General features: G+C 60.0%; 24 protein-coding genes and 1 pseudogene. 8 read left to right on the top strand and 17 right to left on the bottom strand.

The genetic code is table 11. The features are described from left to right. The first annotated feature begins 69 nt into the window (after window positions 1-69). From BFL40_RS08355 to BFL40_RS08345, 3 genes are all read left to right on the top strand, one after another. Window positions 70-654 carry a GNAT family N-acetyltransferase gene (locus BFL40_RS08355; RefSeq protein WP_071483518.1) on the top strand — a complete coding sequence of 195 codons (585 nt, stop codon included), beginning with the start codon at window positions 70-72 and terminating at the stop codon, window positions 652-654. Window positions 655-666: 12 nt separating this feature from the next. After that, window positions 667-1,299: a glutathione S-transferase N-terminal domain-containing protein gene (locus BFL40_RS08350; protein ID WP_071483517.1), complete on the top strand. Its 633-nt coding sequence runs from the start codon at window positions 667-669 to the stop codon at window positions 1,297-1,299. Between the two features lie 165 nt (window positions 1,300-1,464). After that, entirely contained in the window at window positions 1,465-2,037 is a 573-nt protein-coding gene (locus BFL40_RS08345) for a DUF4174 domain-containing protein (protein WP_071483516.1), read from the top strand. A gap of 58 nt (window positions 2,038-2,095) precedes the next feature. Here BFL40_RS08345 and BFL40_RS08340 read toward each other — a convergent pair whose 3' ends face one another. From BFL40_RS08340 to BFL40_RS08285, 12 genes are all read right to left on the bottom strand, one after another. Continuing rightward, a complete protein-coding gene (locus BFL40_RS08340; protein ID WP_071483515.1) occupies window positions 2,096-3,502 on the bottom strand; it encodes an oligosaccharide flippase family protein in 1,407 nt (468 codons plus the stop codon). Beyond that, on the bottom strand, window positions 3,502-4,323 hold the full coding sequence (locus tag BFL40_RS08335; protein WP_071483514.1) for an acyltransferase: 822 nt from the start codon (window positions 4,321-4,323) through the stop codon (window positions 3,502-3,504). Before BFL40_RS08335 ends, BFL40_RS08340 begins: the two co-directional genes overlap by 1 nt. Further along, complete coding sequence (locus BFL40_RS08330; protein WP_071483513.1) at window positions 4,320-5,717, bottom strand: O-antigen ligase family protein; 1,398 nt, start codon at window positions 5,715-5,717, stop codon at window positions 4,320-4,322. Before BFL40_RS08330 ends, BFL40_RS08335 begins: the two co-directional genes overlap by 4 nt. After that, window positions 5,717-6,820, bottom strand: a complete 1,104-nt coding sequence (locus BFL40_RS08325; RefSeq protein WP_071483512.1) for a glycosyltransferase family 4 protein — start codon at window positions 6,818-6,820, stop codon at window positions 5,717-5,719. Before BFL40_RS08325 ends, BFL40_RS08330 begins: the two co-directional genes overlap by 1 nt. Beyond that, window positions 6,811-8,025 carry a glycosyltransferase family 4 protein gene (locus BFL40_RS08320; protein WP_071483511.1) on the bottom strand — a complete coding sequence of 405 codons (1,215 nt, stop codon included), beginning with the start codon at window positions 8,023-8,025 and terminating at the stop codon, window positions 6,811-6,813. Before BFL40_RS08320 ends, BFL40_RS08325 begins: the two co-directional genes overlap by 10 nt. A 25-nt stretch (window positions 8,026-8,050) precedes the next feature. Then, complete coding sequence (locus BFL40_RS08315; RefSeq protein ID WP_071483510.1) at window positions 8,051-9,391, bottom strand: glycoside hydrolase 5 family protein; 1,341 nt, start codon at window positions 9,389-9,391, stop codon at window positions 8,051-8,053. Further along, on the bottom strand, window positions 9,388-10,569 hold the full coding sequence (locus BFL40_RS08310) for a glycosyltransferase (protein WP_071483509.1): 1,182 nt from the start codon (window positions 10,567-10,569) through the stop codon (window positions 9,388-9,390). The genes BFL40_RS08315 and BFL40_RS08310 overlap by 4 nt, the downstream gene beginning before the upstream one ends. Beyond that, window positions 10,569-12,548, bottom strand: coding sequence for a GumC family protein (locus BFL40_RS08305; RefSeq protein WP_071483508.1), 1,980 nt, complete (start codon window positions 12,546-12,548; stop codon window positions 10,569-10,571). Before BFL40_RS08305 ends, BFL40_RS08310 begins: the two co-directional genes overlap by 1 nt. Window positions 12,549-12,624: 76 nt before the next feature. Further along, window positions 12,625-13,443 carry a polysaccharide biosynthesis/export family protein gene (locus BFL40_RS08300; protein WP_071483507.1) on the bottom strand — a complete coding sequence of 273 codons (819 nt, stop codon included), beginning with the start codon at window positions 13,441-13,443 and terminating at the stop codon, window positions 12,625-12,627. Window positions 13,444-13,449: 6 nt separating this feature from the next. Beyond that, window positions 13,450-14,361 carry a glycosyltransferase family 2 protein gene (locus tag BFL40_RS08295; protein ID WP_071483506.1) on the bottom strand — a complete coding sequence of 304 codons (912 nt, stop codon included), beginning with the start codon at window positions 14,359-14,361 and terminating at the stop codon, window positions 13,450-13,452. Between the two features lies 1 nt (window position 14,362). Further along, on the bottom strand, window positions 14,363-15,823 hold the full coding sequence (locus BFL40_RS08290; protein ID WP_071483505.1) for a mannose-1-phosphate guanylyltransferase/mannose-6-phosphate isomerase: 1,461 nt from the start codon (window positions 15,821-15,823) through the stop codon (window positions 14,363-14,365). Further along, window positions 15,823-17,262, bottom strand: coding sequence for an undecaprenyl-phosphate glucose phosphotransferase (locus BFL40_RS08285; protein WP_071483504.1), 1,440 nt, complete (start codon window positions 17,260-17,262; stop codon window positions 15,823-15,825). Before BFL40_RS08285 ends, BFL40_RS08290 begins: the two co-directional genes overlap by 1 nt. Before the next feature lie 487 nt (window positions 17,263-17,749). Between BFL40_RS08285 and BFL40_RS08280 the strand changes: the two genes are divergently transcribed. Next, a complete protein-coding gene (locus BFL40_RS08280) occupies window positions 17,750-18,379 on the top strand; it encodes a LysE family translocator (RefSeq protein ID WP_071483503.1) in 630 nt (209 codons plus the stop codon). A 9-nt stretch (window positions 18,380-18,388) separates the two neighbouring features. Here the strand turns inward: BFL40_RS08280 and inhA are convergent, their stop codons facing one another. Next, window positions 18,389-19,069 carry an isonitrile hydratase gene (gene inhA / locus BFL40_RS08275; protein WP_071483502.1) on the bottom strand — a complete coding sequence of 227 codons (681 nt, stop codon included), beginning with the start codon at window positions 19,067-19,069 and terminating at the stop codon, window positions 18,389-18,391. Window positions 19,070-19,159: 90 nt separating this feature from the next. On the opposite strand from inhA, the gene BFL40_RS08270 reads away from it, so the two are divergent. Continuing rightward, window positions 19,160-20,128, top strand: a complete 969-nt coding sequence (locus BFL40_RS08270) for a GlxA family transcriptional regulator (protein ID WP_071483501.1) — start codon at window positions 19,160-19,162, stop codon at window positions 20,126-20,128. Here BFL40_RS08270 and BFL40_RS08265 read toward each other — a convergent pair. The 4 genes and pseudogenes from BFL40_RS08265 to BFL40_RS08255 all read right to left on the bottom strand — a co-directional run bounded on the left by BFL40_RS08265 (window position 20,098) and on the right by BFL40_RS08255 (window position 23,998). Then, window positions 20,098-21,024 (bottom strand): alpha/beta fold hydrolase, encoded by a 927-nt coding sequence (locus BFL40_RS08265; protein WP_071483500.1) that lies wholly within the window; start codon window positions 21,022-21,024, stop codon window positions 20,098-20,100. The two genes, BFL40_RS08270 and BFL40_RS08265, sit on opposite strands and share 31 nt — an antisense overlap. 64 nt (window positions 21,025-21,088) lie before the next feature. Further along, complete coding sequence (locus BFL40_RS08260) at window positions 21,089-22,915, bottom strand: glycoside hydrolase family 15 protein (RefSeq protein WP_071483499.1); 1,827 nt, start codon at window positions 22,913-22,915, stop codon at window positions 21,089-21,091. Beyond that, a pseudogene (locus BFL40_RS33640) lies at window positions 22,908-22,994 on the bottom strand (sugar dehydrogenase); the annotation flags it as partial. The pseudogene BFL40_RS33640 and the gene BFL40_RS08260, both read right to left, overlap by 8 nt. A 101-nt stretch (window positions 22,995-23,095) precedes the next feature. After that, window positions 23,096-23,998: a LysR family transcriptional regulator gene (locus BFL40_RS08255; RefSeq protein WP_071483526.1), complete on the bottom strand. Its 903-nt coding sequence runs from the start codon at window positions 23,996-23,998 to the stop codon at window positions 23,096-23,098. A gap of 82 nt (window positions 23,999-24,080) precedes the next feature. On the opposite strand from BFL40_RS08255, the gene BFL40_RS08250 reads away from it, so the two are divergent. The 3 genes from BFL40_RS08250 (at window position 24,081) to BFL40_RS08240 (ending at window position 26,240) form a co-directional block, all read left to right on the top strand. Next, on the top strand, window positions 24,081-25,052 hold the full coding sequence (locus BFL40_RS08250) for an alpha/beta hydrolase (protein ID WP_071483498.1): 972 nt from the start codon (window positions 24,081-24,083) through the stop codon (window positions 25,050-25,052). Then, window positions 25,000-25,626, top strand: a complete 627-nt coding sequence (locus tag BFL40_RS08245) for a hypothetical protein (RefSeq protein ID WP_139213535.1) — start codon at window positions 25,000-25,002, stop codon at window positions 25,624-25,626. Before BFL40_RS08250 ends, BFL40_RS08245 begins: the two co-directional genes overlap by 53 nt. A 113-nt stretch (window positions 25,627-25,739) precedes the next feature. After that, window positions 25,740-26,240, top strand: a complete 501-nt coding sequence (locus BFL40_RS08240; protein WP_071483496.1) for a sigma-70 family RNA polymerase sigma factor — start codon at window positions 25,740-25,742, stop codon at window positions 26,238-26,240. The last annotated feature ends 8 nt before the right edge of the window (window positions 26,241-26,248 follow it).

Genomic DNA, 26,248 nt, shown 5'->3' with positions numbered 1-26,248 from the left:
GCTTGCCGAGGCATAGTCAGAGCCTGCACTCTTGCTCTCTCATGATGACCCCAGACGGCGCTGCTCTCCATGACCCAACTCCCCATTACCCTGACCGGTACCACGGTCGAACTCCAGCCTCTGCAGCGTGAACATGCGGCCGCTCTGGTCGAGGCCGCCGCCGACGGTGAGCTATGGAACCTCAAAGTCACCCACGTGCCTGGCCCCGAAACTGTCGACAAATACCTCGACATCGCCCTCTCAGGGCGTGAAGCCGGCACCATGATTCCGTTCGCCATCGTGCGACGGGACAGCGGCCAGGTGGTTGGTAGCACGCGCTTCTGGAAGGTCGACCGGGTCAATCGCAAGCTCGAAATCGGCCACACTTTCCTGGCGCAATCGACGCAAAAATCTGCAGTCAACACCGAAGCCAAACTGTTGCTGCTGACCTACGCCTTCGAAGTCCTCGACTGCGTGCGGGTGCAATTCACCACCGACGAACTCAACGAAAAATCTCGCGCTGCGATCCTGCGCCTCGGTGCCGTGCAAGAAGGCATCGTGCGCCACGAACGCATCATGCCCGACGGGCGCAAGCGCAACTCGGTGCGCTTCAGCATCATCGATTCGGAATGGCCGCAAGTGAAGGCCAACTTGCAGGCCAAACTGCTGCGATAAGGAGGAAAGCCCATGTACACGCTTTACGGCATTGATGAGTCCGGCTCCTGCATGATCGAAATTGCCCTGCAGCGCTGCGCGGTGCCGTGGCATCGGGTGGATGCCAGTTCCTGGCAAGACGGCGAGGGCAGCGAAGCCCTGGCACGCATTAACCCGCTCAAACAGATCCCCACCCTGGTGACGCCCGATGGCCAGGTGCTGACCGAAAGCGCCGCCATCCTGATCCACCTGGGCCTGGAGTTTCCTGCCTCCGATCTACTGGCCGGCAACCGCGCGCAGATCCTGCGAGGCCTGTTGTACATCGCTGCCAATTGCTACTCGGCGATCGGCATCATCGACTATCCGCAACGTTGGCTGGGCAACGCCGATGAGGCGGTGCAGGCGCAATTGGTCACCGGCACCCGTCGTTATCTGCATCAGGCCTGGGTGGTCTTCGCCGATCAGTTTGCCGACCAGTTGTTCGCCTCGAACAATGCGCCGAATGCACTGGGCATCATGGCGGCGGCAGTGTCGCGTTGGGACGATGCGCGGGAGGTGCTGAGCGCCTTGGCTCCAGGCTTTGCCCAGACCTTGGTGCAGGTGGATACCGATCCTGTTGTGGCGCCCGTGTTTGCCAGGCATTGGCCGGAGTGGGAGGTCTCGTAATGTTTCCGCAATCAGAAGAAACAATGACGGTTGAACCTACCGAACCCCTTGCGTAGCGGGCGTCCTGGCCTACGCTTTCTTAACGTGGTGTAGGAATCATCCTTGAATTTGACTGTCGCACACATGAAACTCAAGAACCCTGCATGGAATTCAAAGGAGGTGCGCATGCTCATCCGGTCGCTGACCCTGGCTACCTTGATGGCTTTTACGGGGCCGCTGTTGGCCGCTGAGGATATCAACCCGCTCAAGCAAGACTTTGGCAAGTCCCGCCCGCTGGTGGTCGTGGAACTTGATTCCGGCAATGAAGCATTGGCGACTCTCAAGAAGCAACTGGACGAGCCTGCCAACAAGCAGTCTTTTGAAGAACGTAACATGGTGTTCTACACCGTGAAGTTCGGCAGTATCGGTGCGGAAGGGGAGAAGTTCGCCAAAGACGCGAAAGACAACAAGAAGCTCACGCCACCTGAAACCAATGCGCTGATCCGTGCCCTCAAACTGGGCGCCGGTAGTGGCACCAAAGTGATTCTGGTCGGCAAGGATGGCGAGAAGAAACTCGAGAAGACCGTGCCACCGGACACGCTTGATCTGAAGGAATTCTTTGGTGTTGTCGACACGCTGCCTACGGCCGAAAAAGAGACCGCAGCGCCTGTTGCTCCAGAGCCTGCTCCCAGCAAGGGCGCGGCTAAAGCGGGCAAGACAACCAAGCCGGCTGCTGCTGCTCAACAACTGGATGATTGAGCCCGCGCAGGAGCTGGCTTGCCGGCTCCCGCAGCGATAACCCCTGGGTTTACAGACCTCACTGTTTCCACGGCTTGAACCACCAGGCCAACCCGCCCAATACCAGCGCTCCAGTCAGGGTACTCAAACCCAGTTGCCAGCCATCATTGTGCAGCGGGTGCAATATGAGTGCCGCGAAGCCCAGCAATACCACGCTCAGCCCCCATTGCAATGGCCAGCCCAGCTGCCCCAGCAACTGCTGACGTTGCATCAGCAGCAGGTTGGTGACGATGACCCCGCCCAATGCTGCCAGTGCGATACCCGGCAGGCCAAAAAAGTACGGCAGCAACACCAATAATGCGGCGTTGATCACGCTGCCCAGCAGTTCGCACCGCAGGGGCAGGCGTGTGTCACCGCTGGCGTAGGCGTAGCGTGCGAGCATGGCGTTCCAGGCGCCGAATACCAGCGGTGTGGCGAACCAGCCGAGCAGCGCGGGCAACGGGCCGTCGGCACTTTGCGCCGGCATCAGCAGATGAATCAACACCGGGCTGGCGCCGATCAGCCCGAGGGCGGCGGGCAGGCTCAGCAGGGTGGCGGCGTCCAGGCCTCGGCGCAGCAGGGCCAGGCGTTGTTGGCCTTGTTCGCCGCTCATCAACCCCAGTAGCACCTGGTTGAGGCTCATCAGCGCAATCAACGGCAAATTGATCAGTTTGCGTGCGAGGTTGACCCAGGTGACCGCACCTTCTCCCAAGTAACTGGCGATCAACCGCTCGAGTAACGCCAAGCCCTGGCTGGCGACGTTACTGGCCAATAGCGGGCCGATGCGAGCGAGTAATTCGCGCCCGGCCGATGCATCGCCCCTGACCTGCCAGGGGCGCCAGCCGAAGGACCAGACCGGCACCAGCAGCGGCAAGCACATCAGGACGCTGCCGGCAAAAAAGCTCATCGCCAGTTCGGCGCTGTCGCTGGAGGTCCCACGGCTAAACAGGTACAGCACCGGCGGCAGGTTGAACAACAGCGAGCCCAGGCCCGGCAGCACAAAGCGCTGGCGAGCCTGCAGTGGAATACTGAACAAGCTGTGCATCACCAACCCCGGCGCGCACGCGGCGAGCCAGCGCAGGTTTTCAGTCGCCTGGGCCTGGGCGGCGGGATCCAGGCCCGGGCCGATCAGCCGCACCCACAGCGGCGCGCCTAGCGCCAGCAACGCATAGAGCGCCAGGCCCACGCCGAGCAGGCGCGGCGACAGGCTGGCCAACCATGCTTGTTGGCGTTGTGGGTCGCGTTGTTGATAGAGGGGCAGGGCTGCGGCCGCGAGCAGGCCTGCGGCCAGGGTCATGCGCAAGGCTTCGGGCAGAAACACGGCGACCAGAAACCCATCGCTGCGACTGCCCGCGCCCCAGGCCGCCACCAGCAGCCACTCGCGGGCAAAGCCGGCCACCAGCCCGGCGAGCGTCGCCACGGTCAGCCACAGCGTGCTGCCAAACATTAATGAAACAGGGTGAACAGGCCCTTGCCACCCACCTTGTAGTTCAGGTCGTGGGCGCGCTCGCCCATGGTCTTGGCGCCGGTCCCCCCGACGATTTTATAGGGTGCGACGACTTTACCGACCACGGTATTGGCCGTTACCACCGAGCCGTAGCCCAGGCGCGTACCGAAACCAATGAGCGCGCGGCTGCCGATCCACACGTAGTCCTCGATGTAGATCGCACCGGAAATCGACCAGAACTCCGGCGCCTGCAAGTCATGGCTACCGGCAATGATCAGCACGTGGGAAGCAATGGCTACGTGGTTGCCAATCACCAGGCCGGCGCGGGCGTCCACTTGGCAATGCCAACCAATCACGGTGTCGTCGCCGACCACCAGGTTATGGATGCCCAGCACCTCGGTGTTGCGCCACAGGCTGGAGCCCTTGCCGATCTTTGCGCCGCCCAGGCGCAGCCAGCCGACACGGATATGGTGGCTGGGGATCTTGTTGATCACGATGTTGTAGGCCATATCCCAGGCGCTTTGCCAGCGGTCCTTGAGGGTTTCCCAGTTCTTGCCGTAGATAGGGATGAACTTTGCCGGGACATCCTGTTTCAGTCGATGAAACAGCCGGCGCGCCACCGGTTGTTCGATACGCGGTTCGATGTCGATGGCGCTTATCCAGAAGCGTTTGGCCTCGCCGTCACCCTCTTCAAAAATAACCTCGTTGGCCAGGCTCCAGTCCAGCGCTTCCTGCAAGTCTTCCAGGCTTACACCTAGTTCATTAGCCAGGGAGGGCAGCCTGTCACGCAAGTCGGGGGAGTGCAGGGTCCGGTGTTTCATGCTTGGTTATCCTTGGGCGCTGATAGAGATGTGGTCACGGTCGGGTTCAGGCGAACTTGTTGCAGGCTGATGCCCATCAACAGCCAAAACAGCGCGATCAATACAAAAGTGAAGCTGAAGTAGTGGTCGAAAATCCCGGTCAGCAGCGCTGCCATCACGCCGCATACGCAACCCAGCCACAGCGCATTGTCGGCGGTGACCTTGTATACCCGGCCTAGCGGTCGCACTTCACGCCACCACAACACAGTGACGGTGATGAACAGCAGCATCCCCGGAATACCGATTTTGTAGATGAAGTTCAGCCACAGGTTGGAGATCCCTACCAGGCCTGTACCCGGCACTGGCGGGTCGATTTTGAAACCGATACCCAGAGGGTACTGGGCCATCGCTTGAGGGAACTTGGCGTATTCGTCAAAGCGAACTTCGGTACTGGCGTTGGTGGTCGAGAAAATTGTCATCAACCGGTCTTGTAGCGGGGGGTAGAACATCACCAACGCTACCGCAAAGGCCACGCCGATGCCGATGATCCGGCCACTGTTGGGCACGCGTTTGTAGGTCAGCCAGATCAACACCAGCGCCAGCGCGACAATCGCTCCGCGAGAAATACTCAGCAGCAATCCGGCACAACCCAGCACCGCCACCGCCAGGCCCAGGGCGCGTCGCCAGCCTGTGCGGGTCCAGCCATAGAACAGTGCCAGCGGGATAAACAGCACCAGTACGCCGCCCGTCAAGTTCGGGTGGACCCAAGGTGATGCCATGCGCTTGTAGTTGGCGGAGAAGATGTCTTTGACCGCTTCCGGGTGAGCGTACTTGAGGTCAGTGAGGATCTGGATCATCGACATGGCGTTGCGGGTCTTGATAAACATGAAGATCGACAGCAACAGCATTGCCAAGTTGCCCAGCAGCAGGGCGATGACCACCTTGTCCCGGTCGGCATCGGTACGCAGCAGGAGCGGCACGATAAACAGCAATGACAGGTTCATCAGCCATCGCACCCAGTTGACCGGTCCACTGCCCTCGGCGTGGATGATGATCATGCCCCAGACAAACGGAATGGTGCTGAACAGCATCAACCACATCAGGGCCCGCTCAGTTGGGCGCCAGAGCAGGAAGCCTCGGGTCTTGCCGATGAACGACTGCCAGAATACCCCGACCCAGGTCAGCCCCAGCACCGCCTCGCTGATGGTGGTGCGGATGCCCAGTTGCAGAGTGGTGTAGGGAATGCTGGTGGCCAATACCGCAAAGATCAACAGGCCCCACAACGGGTTGCGGATCAGCGTCAAGGCCACGGCGAGCCCGGCGACAACCATCAAGACCTTCATCGGCGGCAGTGCCAGCAGCAATCCACCGAAGACCAGGCCCAGAAGCAGACTTACGAGTTTTCCTGGCAGCATTAGGGGGTCAATTCCTTGAGCAAAGTGTCCAGATTCAGGCGATAAGCCGGTTCGGCAAACTGCCTGGCCCACGTGCGTTGCGGTTCGGGGTCGATCGTGGTGCCAGGTTCTGCCAATGACAGCATGACGGCCTGCAGTTGCCCGCCATCGTATGGGTCAAAGTGCGGGGCAGTAGGCGGCGCTACTTCGTCAAGGGCTGAGCCCCTCGCGACCGCTACGGGGGTGCCGACACTCAGTGCCTCCACCACCGGCAGGCCAAAGCCTTCGGCGTAAGAAGGCTGCCACAGGCACGCGGCGTGACGATAGAGTGCCTGTAGCTGGCCGTCGGACAAACCGCTACGCCAATGCAGGCCGTCTAACCCGCCGAGTGCGTCGGGCACGTCGCTGGCATGCCCCACCAGTACCAGGTCCGGTACGTTCGGGTTCTTGGCGCGACTGGCTTGCCACTGTGTGAGGAAGAGCTCCATGTTCTTGCGTGGCTCGCGTGTGCCCACCACCAGCCAATAGCGCGTTGGCAAGCCGACGGGCAGAGGCTCAGGTGCCTCAGTGAATTCAGGTACAAGGTTGTACAGCACGCGAAACTTGGCGCGAGCCCAGGGAAACAGCCGCCTCGCTTCGTTGCAGGAAAATTGCGATGGGCACCAGACCCGATCTGCTTGCCATACGGACCAGACGATCGATGCGCCGTCGATCAAGCGGTAAGCCAGGGCCTTGATTTTGGAGCGGTGAAAGTTGCGTTGGGTCAGTTGAAACAGGTCGTGCAGGATTAGCACATAGCGGGTGCCTGCCGGTTTTCGGCCCAGGGGTAAGCCCATGTTGGCGGTGGCGATGTACAGGTCGATGCGCTGTTCGTGGAGCGCCCGAGGCAAGAATTTACGTTCGAACCGCAGCCGCACCTGGGGCCGTTGCAGGCCATCTAGCGGGCTGGCCCATGGGGGGCAAACGGCGGTTTCGCGCTGAGGGTGATCCAGCGGCGCTTCACTGAACAGCACCACTTCGGTGTCGTCGCGCTCACGTAGCGCTTGCTCGAGAGCCTTGACCTGACGCGCAATCCCCGACGAAGGCGCGACGGTCGCGGGGCGGTAATCCACGGCTACGCGCATGCTGGACGCTCCTGATGGGTGGGCAAGGTCTGGTAGATCTGCTCCAGTTCGTTACCGGCCACCGCCCAGTCGTGGAAATTGCGTGCGTACTCGCGGGCGGTGTCAGCCAACTGCCGAGCCAGAACCGGTTGATCCAGCAAGCGAACGATGGCATTGGCCAAGGCTTCGGTACTTTCGCCGGCCAGGTAGTGCTGGTCGGCACGAATGGCCAGTCCCGATACGCCTTGGGCGGTGCTGGCCAACGGCAACCCTGCGGCCATGGCTTCCAGCACTTTGAGTTTGGAGCCGCCGCCATGGCGCAGTGCTGCGACAAACCCCGCGCAGCGGCCTTGCAACGCCGTCAAGTCAGGTACAAACCCCTGCCAGTCGATGCGCTCGTCGGGCCAACGATTGCGCCATTCTTCAGGCAAGCCGTAGCCGGCGACGGCCAGGCGGGCGGTGGGGTATTGCAGCCACACACGGGGGAAAATCTCGTCGAGCAACCAGTGCACGGCGTCGAGGTTGGGGGCGTATTCATAGTTGCCGACAAACAACAGGCGCAGGCTTTGCGGGTCGGCGCTCACCTCGGCGAAGCCGCGGCTGTCGACACCGTTGACCACCACGCTGACCGGCGTCGAAGTGACTTGGCGCATGGCTTGGGCATCGGTTTGTGTCACGGCAACCACATGGCTGGCGGCATCAAACGCCTTACGCTCCCATTGTTCGCAGCGCCATTGATCGTAGCGTACAAACAGGCTGGCCCACGCGGGGAAGCGGTCATAGGTAGCACCGCCCAGGCTGGACTCAAGGTTGTGCTCGGTGAGCACGAAATCGCGGGACTGTTGTTGCAAGGCCTTGAGGTACGGCTGCAGGCTGTAGCTGTGCTCAACCTGAATAATGTCCCAGGACTCACTCAACAACTCATCAAAACGCTGGCGCAACGGTGCTGACAGGCCATTGACCGTGGTTAACAACGGCCAGGGCGCAAACACGCCGCCAAGCAGGGTCAGGGGGTGTTTCAGCGGGCGACGGGGCACGACGATCAGCCGCTCCAGCAGCGGTTCAAGTGCTCTGTGTACGGCCGCATCGGCCTCGGTTTTCGATTGCACCAACAGGGTAATGCGATGCCCGCGCTCGCTCAGCGTGCGCAGCAAATGGTATTGCCGGGTCTTGCCGCCGCTCGTCATGGGCCACGGCAGATAAGGCACAATCCACAGGATTCTCACGTACTGCTCTCCATGCCTGAATGCATTACCACACGAGTATCTGCAACGTTGGTTTGACCGGTGGGCGGATGCCGTTGCCATCGTCAAAGGTTTGCCTGGCGCCGGTCAACGGGTCAATCAGTTCGGCGTTGTGTACCTCGGGCAGGGTGATGTTCGTGCCGTTGGCGCTCCAGTACATCAACAAGTGTTTACCGTCGTCGCGGGTCCACGCGACGCTGTACAAGTTCTTTGGAACATCCCGCAGTGTCGGTGTGGTGCCGGGTGTGAGGCGTGGGCCGGTGATTTCCAGGAATCGCGCAAGGGCGGTGTATACCGGTTTCGGCTCGCCATTGAGGTCCAGCAAGCCGTAGTGCTGGTCCCGCGCAGAGGCTCGCTCATCCAGGTCCGAGAGGGCGAACAGGAAGATTTTCTGGTAGTCCTGGGACGCCATCAGCGCCAGGCGCCGTAGGGTGTAGTCGGCCTGGCCATCGATGCCGATCAGGTCCTGCAGCTCTTTGGGCCCGGCATAGCTGGACCAGCCCCACTCGGTGGCCCATACGTCCTTGACCCCGGCGTTGTGCAGGATTGCATTGAGTTGGTCGCCCCGCAGCAGCACTTCGTTTTTGCCTGGCTCATCGGTTTCCGGCGTCATCGAGTAAGGGTGATACGCCGCGACCATTCCCAGGGTTTGTACCCCAAGTGCGCCCAGCGCTTCGAACATCAGGGTTTTGCCACGGGGCGGCATCTGGCTGTAATACGCCATGCCGCCCATTACCTGGACCTTGCCCGGCGCGGCGATATTCAGCGCCTGATGGCTGGCCAAGAGTAGCTGTGCGTACTCCTTGGCATTCACTTCAGGGCGCCAGTTGTTGGGCAAGTTCTGCTCGTTCCACACCTGCCAAGCGTCGATATGCGGGTAGCGCTGGGCAAGCATGGCCAGGCGCAGGGCATACACGTTGGCGTCCCGGGGCCGGTATTGGTCCTGGAATGGCGCCCCCTTGGGCGCGGTGGTTACAAATGGCGCCGACCCCACCAGGTAGAACACCGAGCGGATCTTTTCGGCCGTCAGGGTTTTGTCCAACTCGTCGAAAGTGCTGAGTTGATAGTCTTCTTCCTTGGGCTCCAGGCGATCCCAATGCAAGTCGACCCGCACCCAGTCCAACCCCAGCTTCTGATACTGGTTGATTTGCTTGCGGTACTGCTCTGGCTTGAACCACAGGAAATGCGCGTTTACCCCCAGGAAGTCCTTCCATACCACGGTGCGCTGAGGTGCAAGGTTTACCGGCTCGGCGTCGACCTTTTCACTCAGCAACAATGCGCTGCCGACGGCCAGGGCGACCACCAGCGGCAGGTAACGCAACAACGGGCGAAGGGGTAGGGTGTTCATCTTGAAGGTTCCTTGCAGACGGCCTGGAACAGCTCGACAAAGTGTTGGGCGGTAGTGGGCCACTGACGTTGTCGGCCGATTTCAGCAGCTTGGTCGGCCCATTGGCGAGCCTGTTGCGGATCCAGCATCAAACGGCTCAAGGCGTCACTCAGCGAGTCGATATCACCTTGCTGATAAGTGACGCCATTACCGGCGGCCACTTCTTCGGCGAAGGCCCGTGCATTTGAAGTAATCACGCCACGCCCGCACGCATTGGCCCAGGACAGGGCGCCGCTGGTGCCGCGCATCTGCCCCAAAAAGCCGAGTTTTTTTGATTCGCGGTAAGGAAGCACCATCACATGGTGATCCTGGATCGTGCGCGGAATGTCGGCCGAGGGCAGGTCCAGTTGCCAGTCAACCACGTCACCGAGGTGCAACGCGGCGATCTGTTCGCGCAAGCCATCGAGGTAGTTGCCGGCGGGATCGAAAGTCATTTCCGGCGCTGTACCACCGGCCAGGGTCAGGCGCACCTGACCACGGCATTGTGGGTTGGCCGACAGGGCGCGCGACAGGGCTTCAAGCAGATCCTCGATGCCTTTGCCACGGTAAATAAAACCGAAATACAGCAGCCTCAGGGGTTCCAGAGGCGGCAATGTCACCGGCGCAATCGCCAGGTTGCCATGGGCAATCACCGCCACTTGGTCCGCCCGCAGCCTCATGCGTTGACGCAGGCAGTCGCCGCCCAGCCGGGTGAGGGTGATCAGACGGCGCATGTGTTTGGCCACACGCCGTTCTTCATGCAGGGTCAACGGGTCGGCCAGTAACGCCGCCGCTTGGGGCATCGGGTGGGGCAGGCGTTCGAGCAGTGTCAGCGGGAAAAACAGCTTGGCCCGGCGCCAGATCAGCCGCTCCGGGTCATGTACGGTAGCGGTCAACGGTAACTGCGGATGCACTTGGCGCAAGTAGTCCAGCGCCTGGAATTCGCCGAAGCGTCCGCCGCCCAGTTCAGCGTGGACCAGGTCCACGCTGTTCCAGTCAAACGCATGCAACTGGCGCTGTAACTCGGCCGGGTCGTGACAGCCCTTGAGCGGTGTGAGCACCTCAATGCCTAGCTCGACCAACGCGTTGCACAAGTGCGCGGCGTAGTCGGCAATACCGGTTTGTTCCGGCGGCAGCGGTGCCAGCAGCGCAATCCGCATCAGGCCGCTCCGCGCCAGCTGTTGATCCGTGCCAGGACATTGGCCGGCACTTCAAAGCGGCGGCGGTTGAGGATGATCCCGTCGACCTTGCCGAACGCGGTAGTCAGCAGCGACAGGGCGTTCTCAATGGTTGGTACGGTGCTGGTACCGGCCTCGATCACTAGCACAATCTGGTTGGCGCGGCGCAAGATCAGGAATGCCTGCGGGTTGGACGACAGGGCAGAGGCGTCCAGCAGCAGTACTTCGCCCGGTTGCGGCGCTTGTGCGCCATTGACCGTGACCTTATGACCGCGTTCAACCAGCAGGCTTTTCAACTGCTCGATGATGTAAGTCACGCCTTCACCATGGCGCGCCGAAGTCAGCCCCAGGGCAAAGCCCTCGCTGGCGATGCGGTCGGTGGGCAGCAGGCTGTACAAGCGATAGATACTCGCGGTCAGCGCAGCAGGTGTTGCGTCATGCACGTCGGGGATGCTGCTCCACAGTGGCACATGGAAGAACTCTTGCAGCCGTGCGCCGTCGTGGATGCGCTGGTCCAACAGGTACAGCACGTAGATGGTCAGCAGGCCCACGGCGAGACCGGCCGGGATGGCGAACAGTAGAATCAGCAAGCTTTTCGGGAACACCCGCGCCGGGTTCAAGGTGGCGTGTTCGATCAACGCGATGTTGCTGATCTGGCTGCTGTCCAGTTCGTGGTCGATGCGCGCCTGTTCAAGGTTTTCCGAGTACAGCGCGTAGCTTTTCTCGGCGGTGCGCAGTTGTTGGGTCAGGCGATTGAGCTCCGGCTCTTCGGTCATCACCCGGTCGCGTTCGGCACGCAGGGCGGTGAGCGTCTTGTCGTAATTATCAATTTGCCCGATCAGTTTGCGTTGTTGCAATTGGGCGTCGATCATTTGTTGTTTAACGTTGATCACCAGGCTGTTGGGCGCGGTGTTCTGCGAGCGTTCCAGGCGCGTGGCCTCTTGGGCGCTCAAGGCTTCCAGGTCGCGGATGTTCTGCTCGATCTGGCTGACCTGCGGTGTGCCTGGCAGGTAAGTTCGCAGCAGTCGCGCACGCTCCACTTGCAAGGCATTGAGTTGACGTTTGAGGTCCAGCTGGGTCGGATTGAGGCTGACTTCGCGGGCCGTGACGACTTCGGCTGGCTGACTTTTGATCTGCTCGCTGGCGTTGATCAGGAAGCTGCTAATCCCGGACAGTTGGTTTTGCGCGCCGACCTTGGCGTCGGTGACACGGTCAATCTGGCTGGTCAGGTTTTTCAGGCGGGCGTCAACGCTGATCGAGTCGATCTGTTTCAAGCGGGTTTGCAGTTGGTCCTTGAGGCCTTGGATCGTTCCGGCAACCTTGGTGCCTTCGGTTTCATAGAAGGTGTACAGGCTCTTGCGTCCGAGAATCCGCGCGCGTTCTTCGAGGTAAGCGTTGACCCACGTCTCGACGACTTTTTGCGCGATGGCCGGATCATCCCACGTGAAGGCGATTTCGATCACCGAGGAGCCCGGTTCGTGGCTGGCCTCAAAGTTCTTTTCCAGCTTGGTCGCCAGGCGCTCCAGCGGGCTTTGTTTCTCGGCCAGGCCGACAAACTGCAACACGCTGCGCCCGGCGTCGAGCACGGCGTCCCCGGCTTTCTTGGCGTAGAACTTCACGTTGGCCCAAAAGCCTTCGGGCGGTTCGGACGTCATGGCCAGGTAGCGCTCGGCAACGATATGCACGATGGGCCGGCCGGTGAGCATCTTCTCCTCATCGACGATTGGGTCGTGCTGCGTGCTCGGGGCAATCAGCGTCTGACGGTTGGCGGCTTCGATTGGCAGCGTGGTGTTATCCCGGCCTGGCTTGACCAGCAAGCGCGCGTCGGACTCATAACGAGCCGGCAACAGGAAGGCACCCAGCACGGCGACCACGATGGTGGTGATCACTGCCAGCTTGAATTCGCGGCGGAAGATAAAGAACAACCGCAGCAGGTCGCGTAGAGAGCGGATTTCGATCACAGGATCACTCCATTGAATAGGTATTGAACGCGAAATAGGAAGAACAGGGTCGAGTCATACAAAACCGGCTCCAGGATCATGGGTTGATGATGGTGGTGCTGGTGTTGGTGGTGTTGCCGCTGTTCTTCACGCCCTGATTGTTGAGGTCGTAGTTCAGGCCAATACCAATGCCTTTGTTGATTGGAAACAGCCGGGTGAAATACATATCCACCGCTTCCACTGTTGCACCGATCTTCGACTGCGGCACATAGATCAAATCGCCGCGTTGCAATGGCACCCGTGGGTGGTTAGGGTCGGTGAGCATGTCGCTCAGGCTGATGAAGTACATGTTGTATTTGCCGTTGGCGCCTGTGCGCATCAGGGCAATATTGGAACTGTCCGCCGAAGGCAAAACACCTCCGGAACTGAGCAGCGCCTGTTCCACGCTGACCGAGCCCGCGAGGTCGAAAAACGCCGGGTTGGGCACCGCACCACCGATAAATACCTTATTGCTCGGCGCGCTGGCGATGTTCACCGTCACCGTTGGCTCACGGTAGATGCGTTTGTACTTCTCGGTGATTTCCTTGCCCAGGTCTTCGGGCGTACGCGATGCGGCCTTGACCCGACCGATATTGGGCATCGAGATCACGCCGTCAGGGCGCACGACGAAGACCGTCATTTCATCGGCGGCGGCCGGCTCCTGAGCATCACGTACGATGCGCAAGGAGTCGCCGGCCAGGATCAGCACCTGGGCCGGCGGCAGATCGGCCAGCGTCAGCGCCGCTTGGTGACCAGCCTTGAGCGTATCGTTGTCAGGAAGCGGCACCCGCGCAGGGGTCGAGCAACCGGCCAGCCAGATTGAGGCGCTCAGGAGGCTGAGCAGGGTGAGACGGGAACGTCGGTTGGTAGTCTTCATGACGGCTCAAGTCCAGTAGGTGGAGAACATACCCAAGCGCTGCTTGAGCGAATTGGGCAGGTAGCGTTCAAGGTGGCCGAGGCGATAGCCCAGCAATTTAAAGGCACTGCGCACCACGACTTCCGGTGTGCGGTGCAAGGCACCGGCTTCGCGCAGAGCCCGAAGTTCGGCCAGTACATAACGTTTACCTTCACCGCCGGCATCACCAAACGCCTGGCGAATCCAGGGCTCACGGCCATAGAACACACCGATATCGAAGTAGCGGTGGAACTCGTCCATAAGGCCGTAATCGTGGGAGTGATAAACCTCGGCGGTGGCGGCGTAGCGCACTTTGTAGCCGTCGAGCAGCAGGCGCGCGGCAACGTAGGCGTCTTCGCTGCCGATCACATCGGCCGGAAAACCACCCACCGCTTCCAGGGCGTTGCGCCGGTACACGGAAAAGGAGTCGGAACTGAAGCAGGTCTTGATCCCAAGCTCAGGGGCATCGGCCAGGCTTTTGCTGCGGCTTTGGGCCGGGTAGTTGAAGTGCCGTGACTGCGCACCCAGCACACCCGCGCCGGGGTGGGGCAGCTGGCGTCCGTAGGCGACACCGTTGAGCGGGTCGAGCTGCAACTCATCGATCAGGTTGGCGAAGGTGTGTGCATTCGCCGGAATCGCGTCCTGGGTCATCACGATCAGCGCGTCGCCGCCGACCTGTTCGCTGGCCCAGCGCCGTGTGCCACCGTGGTTGAAGTCGCGGGCGTCGATTACTTCGACCCGGGCGCCGAATTCGCGAAAGCGCGCCACGGTGTCATCGCTGGAGGCGCTGTCGACCACCAGCATCTCGTCCGGTTGCACGGTCTGCATTTTCAGCGCCGGCAGCAGTCGCGCCAGGTGACTGGACGCGTTGCGGGTCGGGATGATCAACGAGGTGCGCATATCATTTTTTCACTTCTGCAGGCGCACGACCGTAGATGTCGTCAAAGCGCACAATGTCGTCTTCCCCCAGGTACTCGCCGCTTTGCACCTCGATCATCACCAGGTCAATGATGCCCGGGTTGGTCAGGCGGTGTTTGTGCCCGGCCGGAATGTAGGTGGACTCGTTGGCGTTGATCAGAAACTCACGGTCGCCATTGGTGATCTGTGCCGCGCCGCTCACCACGACCCAGTGTTCGCTGCGGTGGTGGTGCATCTGCAGTGACAACGACGCTTGGGGCTTGACCACGATGCGCTTGATCTTGAACCGGCTGCTTTCCTCCAGCACGGTGTAGGTGCCCCACGGCCGGGTGACGGTACGGTGCAAGCTGAATGCCGGGTGATTCTGGCGCTTGAGTTCGGCGACGATGTGGCGCACTTCCTGGCTGCGATTGGCATCGGCGATCAGCAGGGCATCCGGGGTGTCGACGATGATCAGGTCGCGTACACCGACAGCGCCAAGTACGCGCTTGGGTGAGTCGATGTAGCAGTTGTGCACGTCGTGCAAAATCGCTTCGCCATTGATCTGGTTGCCATGGGCGTCGCTGGGGGTGAGGTGACGCAGGGCTTCCCAGGAACCGATGTCGCTCCAGCCGATGTTGCAAGGCACCACGGCCACTTGCTTGGACTTCTCCATCAGCGCCACGTCGATGGAAATATCCGGTGCACTGCCGAAAGCGTCCGAATCCAGCTCGCGCTGGCGCGAGGTTTTGTTTTGCAGGCTTTGGCTGTGTTCCAGTGCGGCTTTGGCCGCCACCAGTACGTCGGGGGCATGGGCGGCGAGTTCGTCCACCAGGGTGCTGGCCTTGAAGCAGAACATGCCTGCGTTCCACAGGTGTTTACCGCCATCGAGGTAGCCTTGGGCGGTGGCCAGGTCAGGTTTTTCGACAAAGCGTTTGACCCGGTTGCCTGTACCCAGTGCTTCGCCTTTTTCGATGTAGCCAAAGCCGGTTTCCGGTTGGTCGGGCTGGATGCCGAAGGTCACCAGGAGCCCGGCTTCGGCCAGGTCGCGGGCCTGAGTCACGGCCTTGGCAAACGCGGCTTCATCAAGGATCAAATGGTCGGCAGGCATCACCAGTAACTGGGCGTCTCCGCCGAAATGTTCCTGCACATGCAGTGCCGCCACCGCGATGGCGGCTGCCGTGTTGCGACCGAACGGTTCCAGCAACAGGTCCAGGGGCAAGTGGGCCTTGTTGACTACGCGGTAGTCATCCAGCGTGCGAAACAGCAGGTCGCGGTTGGTCACCGTGAGCACACTTTCGACGCCGGGCAGTTGGGCGGCACGCTGGAAGGTTTTTTGCAGCAGGCTCTGCCCGTCACGCATGCGCATGAAGGGCTTGGGCATGTTCTGCCGGGACACCGGCCACAGCCGTGTGCCCGAACCACCGGAAATAATGCAGGGGATTAATCCGTTGAGGGCATTCATCAATAGACTTCCTTGGTGGAAAGAACGGCCGGGACCGTCATGAAGACGATGTACAAGTCAAACCACACCGACCACTTGGAGATGTACTCCAGGTCGTACTCGACGCGTTTCTGGATCTTGAACAGGGTGTCGGTTTCCCCCCGATAGCCGTTGATCTGTGCCCAGCCGGTGATGCCCGGCTTGACCCGATGCCGCGAGCTGTATTCGCTCACCGCCACTTCAAACGGGATGCCTGCCGCCTTGGTGGCGGTGGCGTGGGGGCGCGGGCCGACCATGGACATATTGCCCCGCAGCACGTTGAACAACTGCGGCAACTCGTCGATGCTGGTTTTGCGGATGAAGCGACCCACGCGTGTGATACGTGGGTCTTGGCGGGTGGTCTGGCGTTCAGCGGTGAGGTCGCTCTGTTCGGTGAACATCGAGCGGAACTTGAAGACGCGAATCTCGTTGTCGTTGTAGCCATAACGGTTCTGGCGAAACAGCACCGGGCCCTTGGAGTCGAGCTTGATCGCAATCGCCGTCACCAGCATCACCGGCGACAGCGCCACCAATGCCAGGCTGGCCAACAGTAGATCTTCACAGCGCTTGATGAACGGCGACCAGCCACGCAGCGGCAACTGCGAGGTGTTGAACATCAGAATGCCGCCCACGTCGGTGATGCGGCTGTGGCCATAGCGCAGGGCGGCCATGTCGGGTACCAGCATCACGTTCACCGACATCTGGCGCAGGCGATTGACCAGTCCATGAATGCGTTGCTCGGCGGCCCAAGGCAGGGTGATCATCACCTGGTTGACCTGCTCGGAGCGGATCAGTTTTTCCAGGTCGCGGGTGTTGCCCAGCAGGGGCAGGTTACTCAGCTCCTTGGGGATACGCTCAGTGCGATCGTCGATAAAACCGATCAGGCCGGAGCGGATGTCACTATTGCGCGAAAGGTGTTCGGCAACGTGCACGGCGGTATCGGTAAAGCCAAGAATCACCGTGCGTTGCAGGTATTTGCCGTTCTTCATCAAGTTGCGAAACAGGCGCAGCATCAGGATGCGCTCGATGCCGAACAGTACCAGGCTGGTGGTGAACCAGAACGCCAGGTTGCGCGGGCTCAACTGTGGGAACAGCAGCAATATCTGATACATGAACAGCAGGATGCAGAACGCCGACGTCCATGCCACCAACATGACTCGAAAGCGCAGGCGATTGCTGAACAGCTCCTCGGAATACACCCCCAGGGCATGGAACAGAATAATGACGAGGAGTGCGAAAAACAGCAGGAGGCCCAGGAAATGCGGGCGCAGTTGAGGGTCTATCGGGTCGATGAACAATATCAGGGCCAGCGGAGGCAGGATGGCCGTCAGGCCATGGATCAGCTTGACAAAAACAACGAAGAACTCGACAAAACCGGCGCGGGTCAGAAACAGGCTGTCGACTGACGACTTTTCTTGCATAAAAACATCCCTCACTGCACTCCAGGCACTCTGTTCGGCGGTCTGATCAATAAGGCAGCGGACTGCTTATCAAATGGCAAGTCGAACGACAGCTACTCTGGGCAGAATGTGACAATCTATCTATCCAAATGAAGGAAATGTGCGGGGTGGCGGCCAAAGGGGTGTTTCTTATACTTTATTAGTCAATGAATTGACGATGGTGCGGATTTTTTATGTTATACGCGCTAACTGGTCCATTTGTCGACATTTTGTTGACGCTCCTTGTTCAAAAACTCGGTCAGGGGGGGGTGATTTTGAGTGTAGGAACAAATGTGAGATTTTTCCTGTTTGACGGGGAACCTTTTTCAAAGTGAGTTGTAAGACGGGCAAGGAGGGCGGCAGGGCGCACCAAGTACCTTCACTTGTGAGGAATGTATCCAGCACAATTTTTTGTTTGCCTTAGGTGGGCCGATTAACCTGCCGGTTTTCCCCGGTGGATGGTTTGAGCATGATCGACCTTGCAACCCTGTTGGTTTTTTCAGGTGCTGTTTTGTTGTTGCTGTTATCGCCAGGACCGAACATGGCCTTCGTTATCAGCCATGGCGTGAGTTATGGCTGGCGCGGTGGCGTGGCCTCAAGCCTGGGAATCTGCGTGGCAGACCTGCTGCTGACCGCATTGACGGCCACTGGGGTGACGGCGTTGGTTGCCGGTTGGCCGCCATCCTTCGACCTGATCCGCTACGCGGGAGTGATTTACCTGCTGTGGCTGGTGTTCAAGACCCTGCAAAAGAGCCCTGGCCTGGATGCTGCTCAGGTTAAGCGAGAGCGTCTGAGCCGAGTGTTTCTTCAGGCCATGCTCAACAGTTTGCTCAACCCCAAGGCGTTGCTGTTTTTTATGGTGTTCTTGCCGCAGTTCGTCAGGCCCGAGGCCGGGTCCATCACGCTGCAACTGCTGATATTGGGCGGCGTCCTGACCCTGATTGCGGGTGTGTTTCATGCGTTACTGGGGATTTTTGGCGGCACGCTCAGCCGGTTCTTCGCCGGGCGCTCCCAGAGCGCCAGGCTTCAGAAATGGGGCCTGGCGACGGTATTGATGTTGCTGGCCGCACGTCTGGCACTGATGTCTCGCCCAGCCTGAAGAGGCGCTTCAGCCCAACCGCGCGGCTGCCCGGGCCACGATCTCACCACGTACTCGGCGCGACTCCGTCGTGCGTTTGTTGGCTTCCTCCAACACGTGCTTGGGCGCGGTATCCGGGCTGCCTGAATCGAACGGTGGCGCCGGGGCGTATTCAATCTGCAACTGCACCAGTTGCGCGGCGGCCTCGCTATACAACTCAGCCGCGAGGGTCAGGGCAAAGTCGATCCCGGCGGTGATGCCGCCCCCTGTGAACAGGTTGCCGTCACGTACCACGCGCGCCTGTACCGGGATCGCGCCGAGTGGGGCGAGCAGGTCGTGGTAGGCCCAGTGAGTCGTCGCTTTACGGCCACGCAGCAAACCCGCCGCACCGAGCACCAGCGAACCGGTACACACTGAGGTTACGTAGCGCGCGGTAGTTGCCTGGACCTTGAGGAAGTCGAGGGTTTGCGGGTCTTCCATCAGCGCGCCGACGCCTGCGCCGCCCGGTACGCAGATCACATCCAGATTCGGGCAGTCGGCATAGGTCATGGTTGGCGTGAACACAAGACCGGTGCTGGAAGTGACTGGCTCCAGGTCTTTCCACACCAGGTGCAGTTTCACATCCGGCAGTGAACCGAGCACGTCATAGGGGCCTGTGAGGTCCAGTTGCTGGATGCCGGGGAACAACAAAAAACCGATCTGCAAGGTCATGAATGACGCTCCGATAAAGGGGTGGACGGCTTCACTCTAGAGGCCTAGGCTTTGGCGCATACGCCATTTAGCCCACACATCACGCCAATCATGCCTCGAATTATCCACGTACTCGCTTTTGACAATGCACAGGTGCTCGACGTGACCGGGCCGTTGCAGGTGTTCGCCTCAACGAATGACCTGGCCCGCCAGCGCGGTTTACCGTTGCCCTACGCCGTCTCGGTGATCGCTGCCCAGACCGAACCGGTGATGACCTCTGCCGGCCTGGCACTGGTGGCCGAGCCATTGCCCGACGTCGACACGCCGTGCGACACGCTGGTGATCGCCGGCGGCTGGGGGGTATATGGCGCCGCCGAAGACCCGGCGCTGGTGGACTGGGTGCGCGAAAAATCCCGGCACACCCGGCGCATGACCTCGGTGTGCACCGGCGCTTTCCTGCTGGCGGCCAGTGGTTTGCTCGACGGCTGCCGGGTGGTCACCCACTGGACTCGCTGCGAAGAATTGGCGCGCAAATTTCCCACGCTGACGGTGGAGTCCAACCCGATCTTCATCCAGCAAGGCGCGGTGTGGACCTCCGCCGGTGTGACGGCGGGCATCGACCTCTGTTTGGCGCTGGTGGAAGAAGACCTGGGCCGCGCCGTCGCCCTGGAAGTGGCGCGGCATTTGGTGGTGTTTCTCAAGCGTCCGGGCGGTCAATCGCAATTCAGCGTGGCGCTGTCCCTGCAAAAGGGCGACAACCGCTTTGCCGATTTGCATGCCTGGATGGCGGAAAACCTGACCCTCGACCTCAATATCCCGACCCTGGCCGCTCAGGTTGGCATGAGCGAACGCAGCTTCGTACGGCACTATCGCGCCGAAACCGGCCAGACCCCAGCGCGCGCGGTCGAGTTGATCCGCGTCGAGACCGCGCGCCAGCAACTGGCGGACAGCACGGCGTCGATCAAACGCATCGCTGCGCAGTGCGGTTTTGGTTGTGAAGAAACCCTGCGTCGCAGCTTTTTACGCGCCTTGTCGGTGACGCCGCAGGCTTACCGTGAACGGTTCTCGCCGGCGGTTTGAGCGAGCAACTCCAATAGCGCTTCAAGGGTGGCTTGCGGCGCTTCCTGGGGAATATTGTGGCCAACGCCAGGCAACACCTGCCGCCGATAAAAACCGCTGAAGTGATCCACATCCTCATCCTCGGCCGGCGCTGGGCCCACGCCATCATCGGCGCCGCACAACGAAATGCTCGGCACCGAAATCGGTGGTTGCAGCACCAGGGCCTGCTCAATGGACTCCAGCGCCGGATCGCCGGGTGCGTACATGAAACGATGGCGATAAGAGTGAATCACCACCTCGACAAAATCCGGGTTATCAAACGATGGCGCGGTCTTGCCGTAGAGGCCCGGCCCCTCGGCCCAGGTTGGTGACCATAGCCGCCACAACAACGCGCAGAACTCGCGGCGATTGGCGGTCAAACCGTCCACACCACGCTGGGTGTGAAAGTAAAACTGATACCACAACCGATGTTCCGTCTCCGGTGCCAGAGGTTTGAGTGAGTGGGCGATGTCCTGGATGTTGTAGCCATCCCCGGTCACCAACCCCCGCACACGCTCCGGCCACAGTGCGGCGACAATACACGCGGCCCGACCACCCCAGTCATAACCCGCAAGCGTGGCTTGTGCGATAGACAAGGCATCCATGAAATCCAGCAAGTCCTTGGCCAGCGCCGCCTGTTGGCCGGAACGCATGACGCGGTCGTTGATAAACCGCGTCGGGCCATAACCGCGCAGGTACGGCACTAATACCCGGTAGCCGCGCCCGGCAAGAGCGGGGGCGATTTCGTCATAGCCGCGAGGGTCATAGGGAAAACCATGCAGCAGGATCACCGGCTCACCGTCTGCGGGGCCGTGGGCTTCATACGCCACATCGAGCATGGGCGTGCGGACATACAGCAGCGGGGCGGTTGTGGTCATGATGGTCGCTTATCGGCGGGTCAAAGTGGCTGGAACTCTAGCTCAAACCCATGAGGGGATGTGTTCAGGGTTGCCAGACGGTCTTCTCGCCGCTGAGCTTACGATCCAGAAACGTTGCTGCGCTGATCAACGCCAGATGGCTCAATGCCTGCGGCGTATTGCCCAGGTGCCGTGCCTGGCTGTCGAACTCCTCGGCGTACAAGCCCAGTGGGTTGGCGTAGCGCAGTAATTGTTCGAATTCCAGGTGGGCTTTCTCCACTTGCCCGGCACGCGCCAGGCATTCGACGTACCAGAACGAGCACGCGGCAAACGCGCCTTCGGTGCCTTGCAGGCCGTCGATCTGGCTGTCGTCGTTACGGTAGCGGTAGACCATGCCGTCGCGCACCAAGCTTTTTTGGATGGCTTCCAGCGTCGACAGCCAGCGTGGGTCGGTGGCGGCGACGAAGCGCACCAGCGGCATCAACAACATTGAGCCATCGAGTGCGGTGCTGCCGATGTGCTGCACAAAGTGCCCGCGTTCTTCATTCCAGAAGTTGCTCCAGATATCGGCGTAGATCGCTTGGCGTGTCTGGTCCCAGCGCGCAAACGGGGCGGGCAACGAACGCTTGGAGGCCAGGCGAATTGCGCGGTCCAATGCTACCCAACACATCAGTCGAGAATGCAAAAAGTGATGTTGCTCGCCGCGCATTTCCCAGATGCCTACATCCTTGCGGTTCCAGATTTCGCAGACTTGGTCGGCCACTTCCACCGTGTGTTTCCAGCCCTCGTGGGAGATGGCTTCGCCGTATTTGTTGACCAGATACACCGCGTCCATCAGCTCGCCATAAATATCCAACTGGATCTGGTCGAAGGCTTCATTGCCGATGCGCACCGGCTTGGCGCCGCCGTGGCCGCTGAAGTGGCCCAGCTCGGTTTCCGGCAACTCCTGACGGCCGTCGATGCCGTAGAGGATATTGATTTTGGTCGGCTTGCCACTGCAGTCACTGACCCGACCTTTGAGCCAGCGCATATAGGCGTTGGCTTCTTCGACAAACCCCAGGCGCATGAACGCGTAGACGGTGAACGACGCATCGCGGATCCAAGTGTAGCGGTAATCCCAATTGCGTTCGCCACCGGGTGTTTCCGGCAGGCCGAAGGTCGCGGCGGCGATGATTGCGCCGTGTTTGCGTGAGGTCAGAAGCTTGAGAGTCAGGGCCGAGCGGTTGACCATTTCACGCCAGCGCCCGCGGTAGTTGGACTGTGCGATCCAGCCGCGCCAGAACTTCAATGTGTACGCCAGAGGGAGGTCGGTGCAGCTGCTATCGACGCGCTCGTCATCCTCACTGCCGAGGACAAATTCGGCGCCTTCTTCCTGAGTCAGGGTGAACGTGCTGACGGCGGCATCGTCTTCGATTTGCAATGGTTGGCTGCTCGCCAGGCACAGGCCGGGCTGGCCGTCGGCGGTGAAATGCACCTTGCCATCCACATTGCTGGCGTGGGTTGGCGTGCGTGCATAGTCATGGCGTACGGCGCAGCGCAGGTGGATCGTCGCCTTGCCGCTGACCACGCGTACACGACGAATCAGCAGCGGCAGGTCGTCGACTTCCTCACTGATCACCAGCAAGTCAGTGATTTCCACCACAGCCTCATCACTGAGCCAGCGGGTTTGCAGCACGTTGGTGTCGGGCAGGTAGATTTGCTCGCGGCGGGCGTTGGGCAGGTCGGGGGTGAGCTGGAAAACACCCGCCTGGGGTGTGTCCAACAAGGCGCAAAAGATCGACGGGCTGTCGAATTCCGGCCAGCAGAAAAAGTCGATGCTGCCCTTGTCATTGACCAGCGCCGCACTGCGCATGTCGCCAATGATGCCGTGGGCATCGATGGCGCTTTGGGGGTCGTTCTTCAAATCAACCATTGCCACGAAACTCCGGATAAAGGCTCATGCCGCCATCAATAAACAGAGTACTGCCTACCACATAGTCAGAGGCGTCAGCGTTCTACGTCCGCTTCTTTCGATACATCGCCATCGATGGCAATCGCCTGGGCGCCTTTATCAGAGCGTTCAGTTAGCTGACTGGCGCGGCGGGTCACAAGTTCACCGGCGGATAGCCTCAATGAGTGTGCGAAGCGCAACTGATACATGGCGATGCCCGGAATAATAAAGGCATAGTCCCGGCACTGAAGGGCACCAATCATCGAGTACACGCTCAAGCCTGCCGTCCCCTATGGCACCAATTGCCAGATGCTCAGGAACGAAGGCGATGCCGACTCCATCCATTGCGGCTTCAACCATAAAAGGCTGGTCAGTCAGCGTAAGAGGGCCGCTGACATTGATAACCTCCTTGCGGCCCTGACGTTCAAATTCCCACCGGTAAATTGCGCCGCTGTCAAAACGGAAGCGGATGCAGTCGTGCTGGTAGAGATCCTGTGGGGTATTTGGGCGTCCGCGTGCTGAAAAGTAATCGGGTGATCCCACGGCGGCAAAACGTATGTCGTCCGTCAGGCGGATAGCAATCATGTCTTGCGGCACGGCCTCCGCCAGCCGGATGCCGGCGTCGAATCCGTCTGCGGTGACGTCACTGAGCTTGCCATCGGTCACCACGTCCAGATGTATCGATGGGTGCTCCCGCAAGAAGCGAGCAAGCACGGGGCGAAAAATCATGCGCACAGCGCCCTCACTGGCATTGATCCTGATCGTGCCGCTGGGGACCGAGCGAGTGTCATCCGCCTCCTGCATCGCATCGGCAATCGAAGTCATTGCGGGGGTCAGCTTCTTGGCCAGCCGCTCACCCGCGTGGGTCAGCGACACACTGCGCGTTGTTCGATTGAACAGGCGCACACCCAGTTTCTGCTCAAGCGCCTTTACCGAATGGCTGACAGCTGAGGGCGTGATATCCAGGTCCAATGCCGTTGCACGGAAGTTAAGGTGCCTTGCCGCCGCAAGAAACACGCTCAGAGTGAAGAAATCCATGCCTTTTAACTGGTGAGTATTGTTCATGTATTTATCAAGTATTGTGGCCATATTCGCGTCAGTGAGTATCCCATAAGCTCGGTGAACTCAAGACGTTGGAGGCGTAAATATGTCCGCACACGGTAATTACACAGCTGAAAAAATCGCTTTTGACTCCCATGGCGACGAGGTGGTCGGCGTGCTTTATCGGCCGCAAGGAAAGGGGCCTTTCCCGGTGGTTGTAGTGCTGGGCCCTTATTCGTTTTCCAAGGAACAAGCACCCACCCAATACGCGACCCGACTGGCCGATGAGGGGTTCGCCGCGCTGGCGTTCGACCCGCGCACAGTGGGTGAAAGTGGCGGTATGCCGCGGCGCTTGGAAAATCCGAGAATGAAGAATGAGGACGTTGTCTCGGCGCTGGATCATCTGCTGACACGGCAGGATATCGACCGGACGCGAGTATTCCTGCTGGGTATTTGCCAGGGAGGCCCCGAGATGCTGGACATCGCTTCATACGATGATCGGGTGGGCGCTGTTGCGTCGGTTACCGGATATTACCGTGACCGCGAAACTGATCTGTTCATGCTTGCTGCCGGCGTCAGTGAAAACCCGTTTGATCCCGCGACAGCTCCGACGACTGAGCAGTTGGAAGCTTTGCTCGCCGCTCGTCTAGAGCGCGCAAGGGATGCAAAGGCCCGCTATGAAGCAACCGGCGAAGTCGTGTACCAGCCTCTTGTGGACGCGCAATTGGGCGACCCGATACTCGGATCGAGTGCGGGGCTGCCAGGGCCTTTGGTTTGGAGCTGGTATGGCCCTTGGACGCTGAAGGGCTGGGAAAACCGTTACGCAATCATGAGTGATCTGGACCATTTTGATTACACGACGGTGCCAGGAGTGGCCCAGCTAAAAAAACCGGCACTTATCGTGCATTCGGACACCTGTATGAATCCGGCGGCGGCCCGTCGTCATTTCGATTCAATTCCTGGCGCAGATAAAAAGCTTATTTGGGAAAACGGAACCAATCACTTCCAGTATTACGAACAGCCTGATGTGGTCGATCGTGCAGTTGGTCATGTTGCTAGCTGGTTTCAAGAGCATTAGTTGTAATCAGTCACAAGGTATCAAAACAGTGTCACGTCATGAGGGTGGAGGAGGGGACGCAGGCAACGCTGTCGAAGCTTACTTTGATGCTGAGCGTAAAGCAGGTTTGTTGTTCGTGATCCTGGGTCTTGTCGCTGTAGGAGTGGCAGTTGCCAGTTGCTACAGCGGGCCATTCTGGCACGGTGCCGGGTATTCACTCGTCGTTTTAGCACTGATCCAGATCGTGGTGGGACTTACGGTCTGGATCCGCAGCCCTAAAGACATTGCGCGAGTGGAGCATATGCTTGTGTATGCACCGGAGCGAATCGTGCAAGAGGAAATCCCTCGTGTAAAAGCGGTGTTGAATGGGCTTTCAATCAGTCGCAGGACCGAAATAATATTGTTTGTCATGGCTGTGTTTCTGCTCGGGCTGGCGGCTCATAGTAGTGTTTGGGAAGGTTTTGGAGCCGGTGTGGCGTGGCAGGTGGCGATGATACTGCTGCTGGATTATTTTTCTGAGAAGCGCGCGAACATCTACCTTGCATGGCTAGTGAGTTACGGCGTTCTGGAAAAGCCCTTTCTTCCAGTCATTTGAAAGAAGTCTCATCTTTTTGAATGACTACACCGACAGTCTGAGCGACGGGAAGCAATTGCCCGGCTTAATAGGAAGCATTACTATTCACACCCCGCCTCCCCAGTGCTCTCGCGATGATTCCTCCGCCGCCCCGCAGAACAGGTTTTTTCGAGCACTACGAAGAGTTGATCGGAACCTGGACACGTCGCCTGAGAAACCGTCAGCAGGCCGAAGACCTGGCGCACGACACCTTTGTCAGGGTGCTTGAGTCCCGTTCGAGCGAGGTTGAGCAGCCGCGCGCCTACCTGCATCAAACGGCGCGCAATATCGCCGTTGACGCCTACCGCCGCGAAGACCGTCGCGAGTCGCTGGCGCTGAAAGCCTTTGATCAGAGTTCGCCCGACAGCGGCGACCCGGAGCATTTCATGCACGCGATCCAGTTGGCGGACTCCATCGAGCGGGCTTTGGCCGAGCTGCCGCTCAACTGTCGCAAGATTTTCATCTGGCAGAAAATCGAGGGCCTCACTCAGCAGGAAATCGCCGTACGCCTGGGCTTGTCTAAAAACATGGTGGAAAAGTATATGATCCGCACCCTGCGGCATTTGCGTGACCGCCTGGATGCGATGGCCCCATGACCCGCTTT

The sequence above is a fragment of the Pseudomonas costantinii genome, from assembly GCF_001870435.1.
GTDB lineage: Bacteria > Pseudomonadota > Gammaproteobacteria > Pseudomonadales > Pseudomonadaceae > Aquipseudomonas > Aquipseudomonas costantinii.
This window is presented reverse-complemented; position numbering and strand designations above follow the sequence as displayed.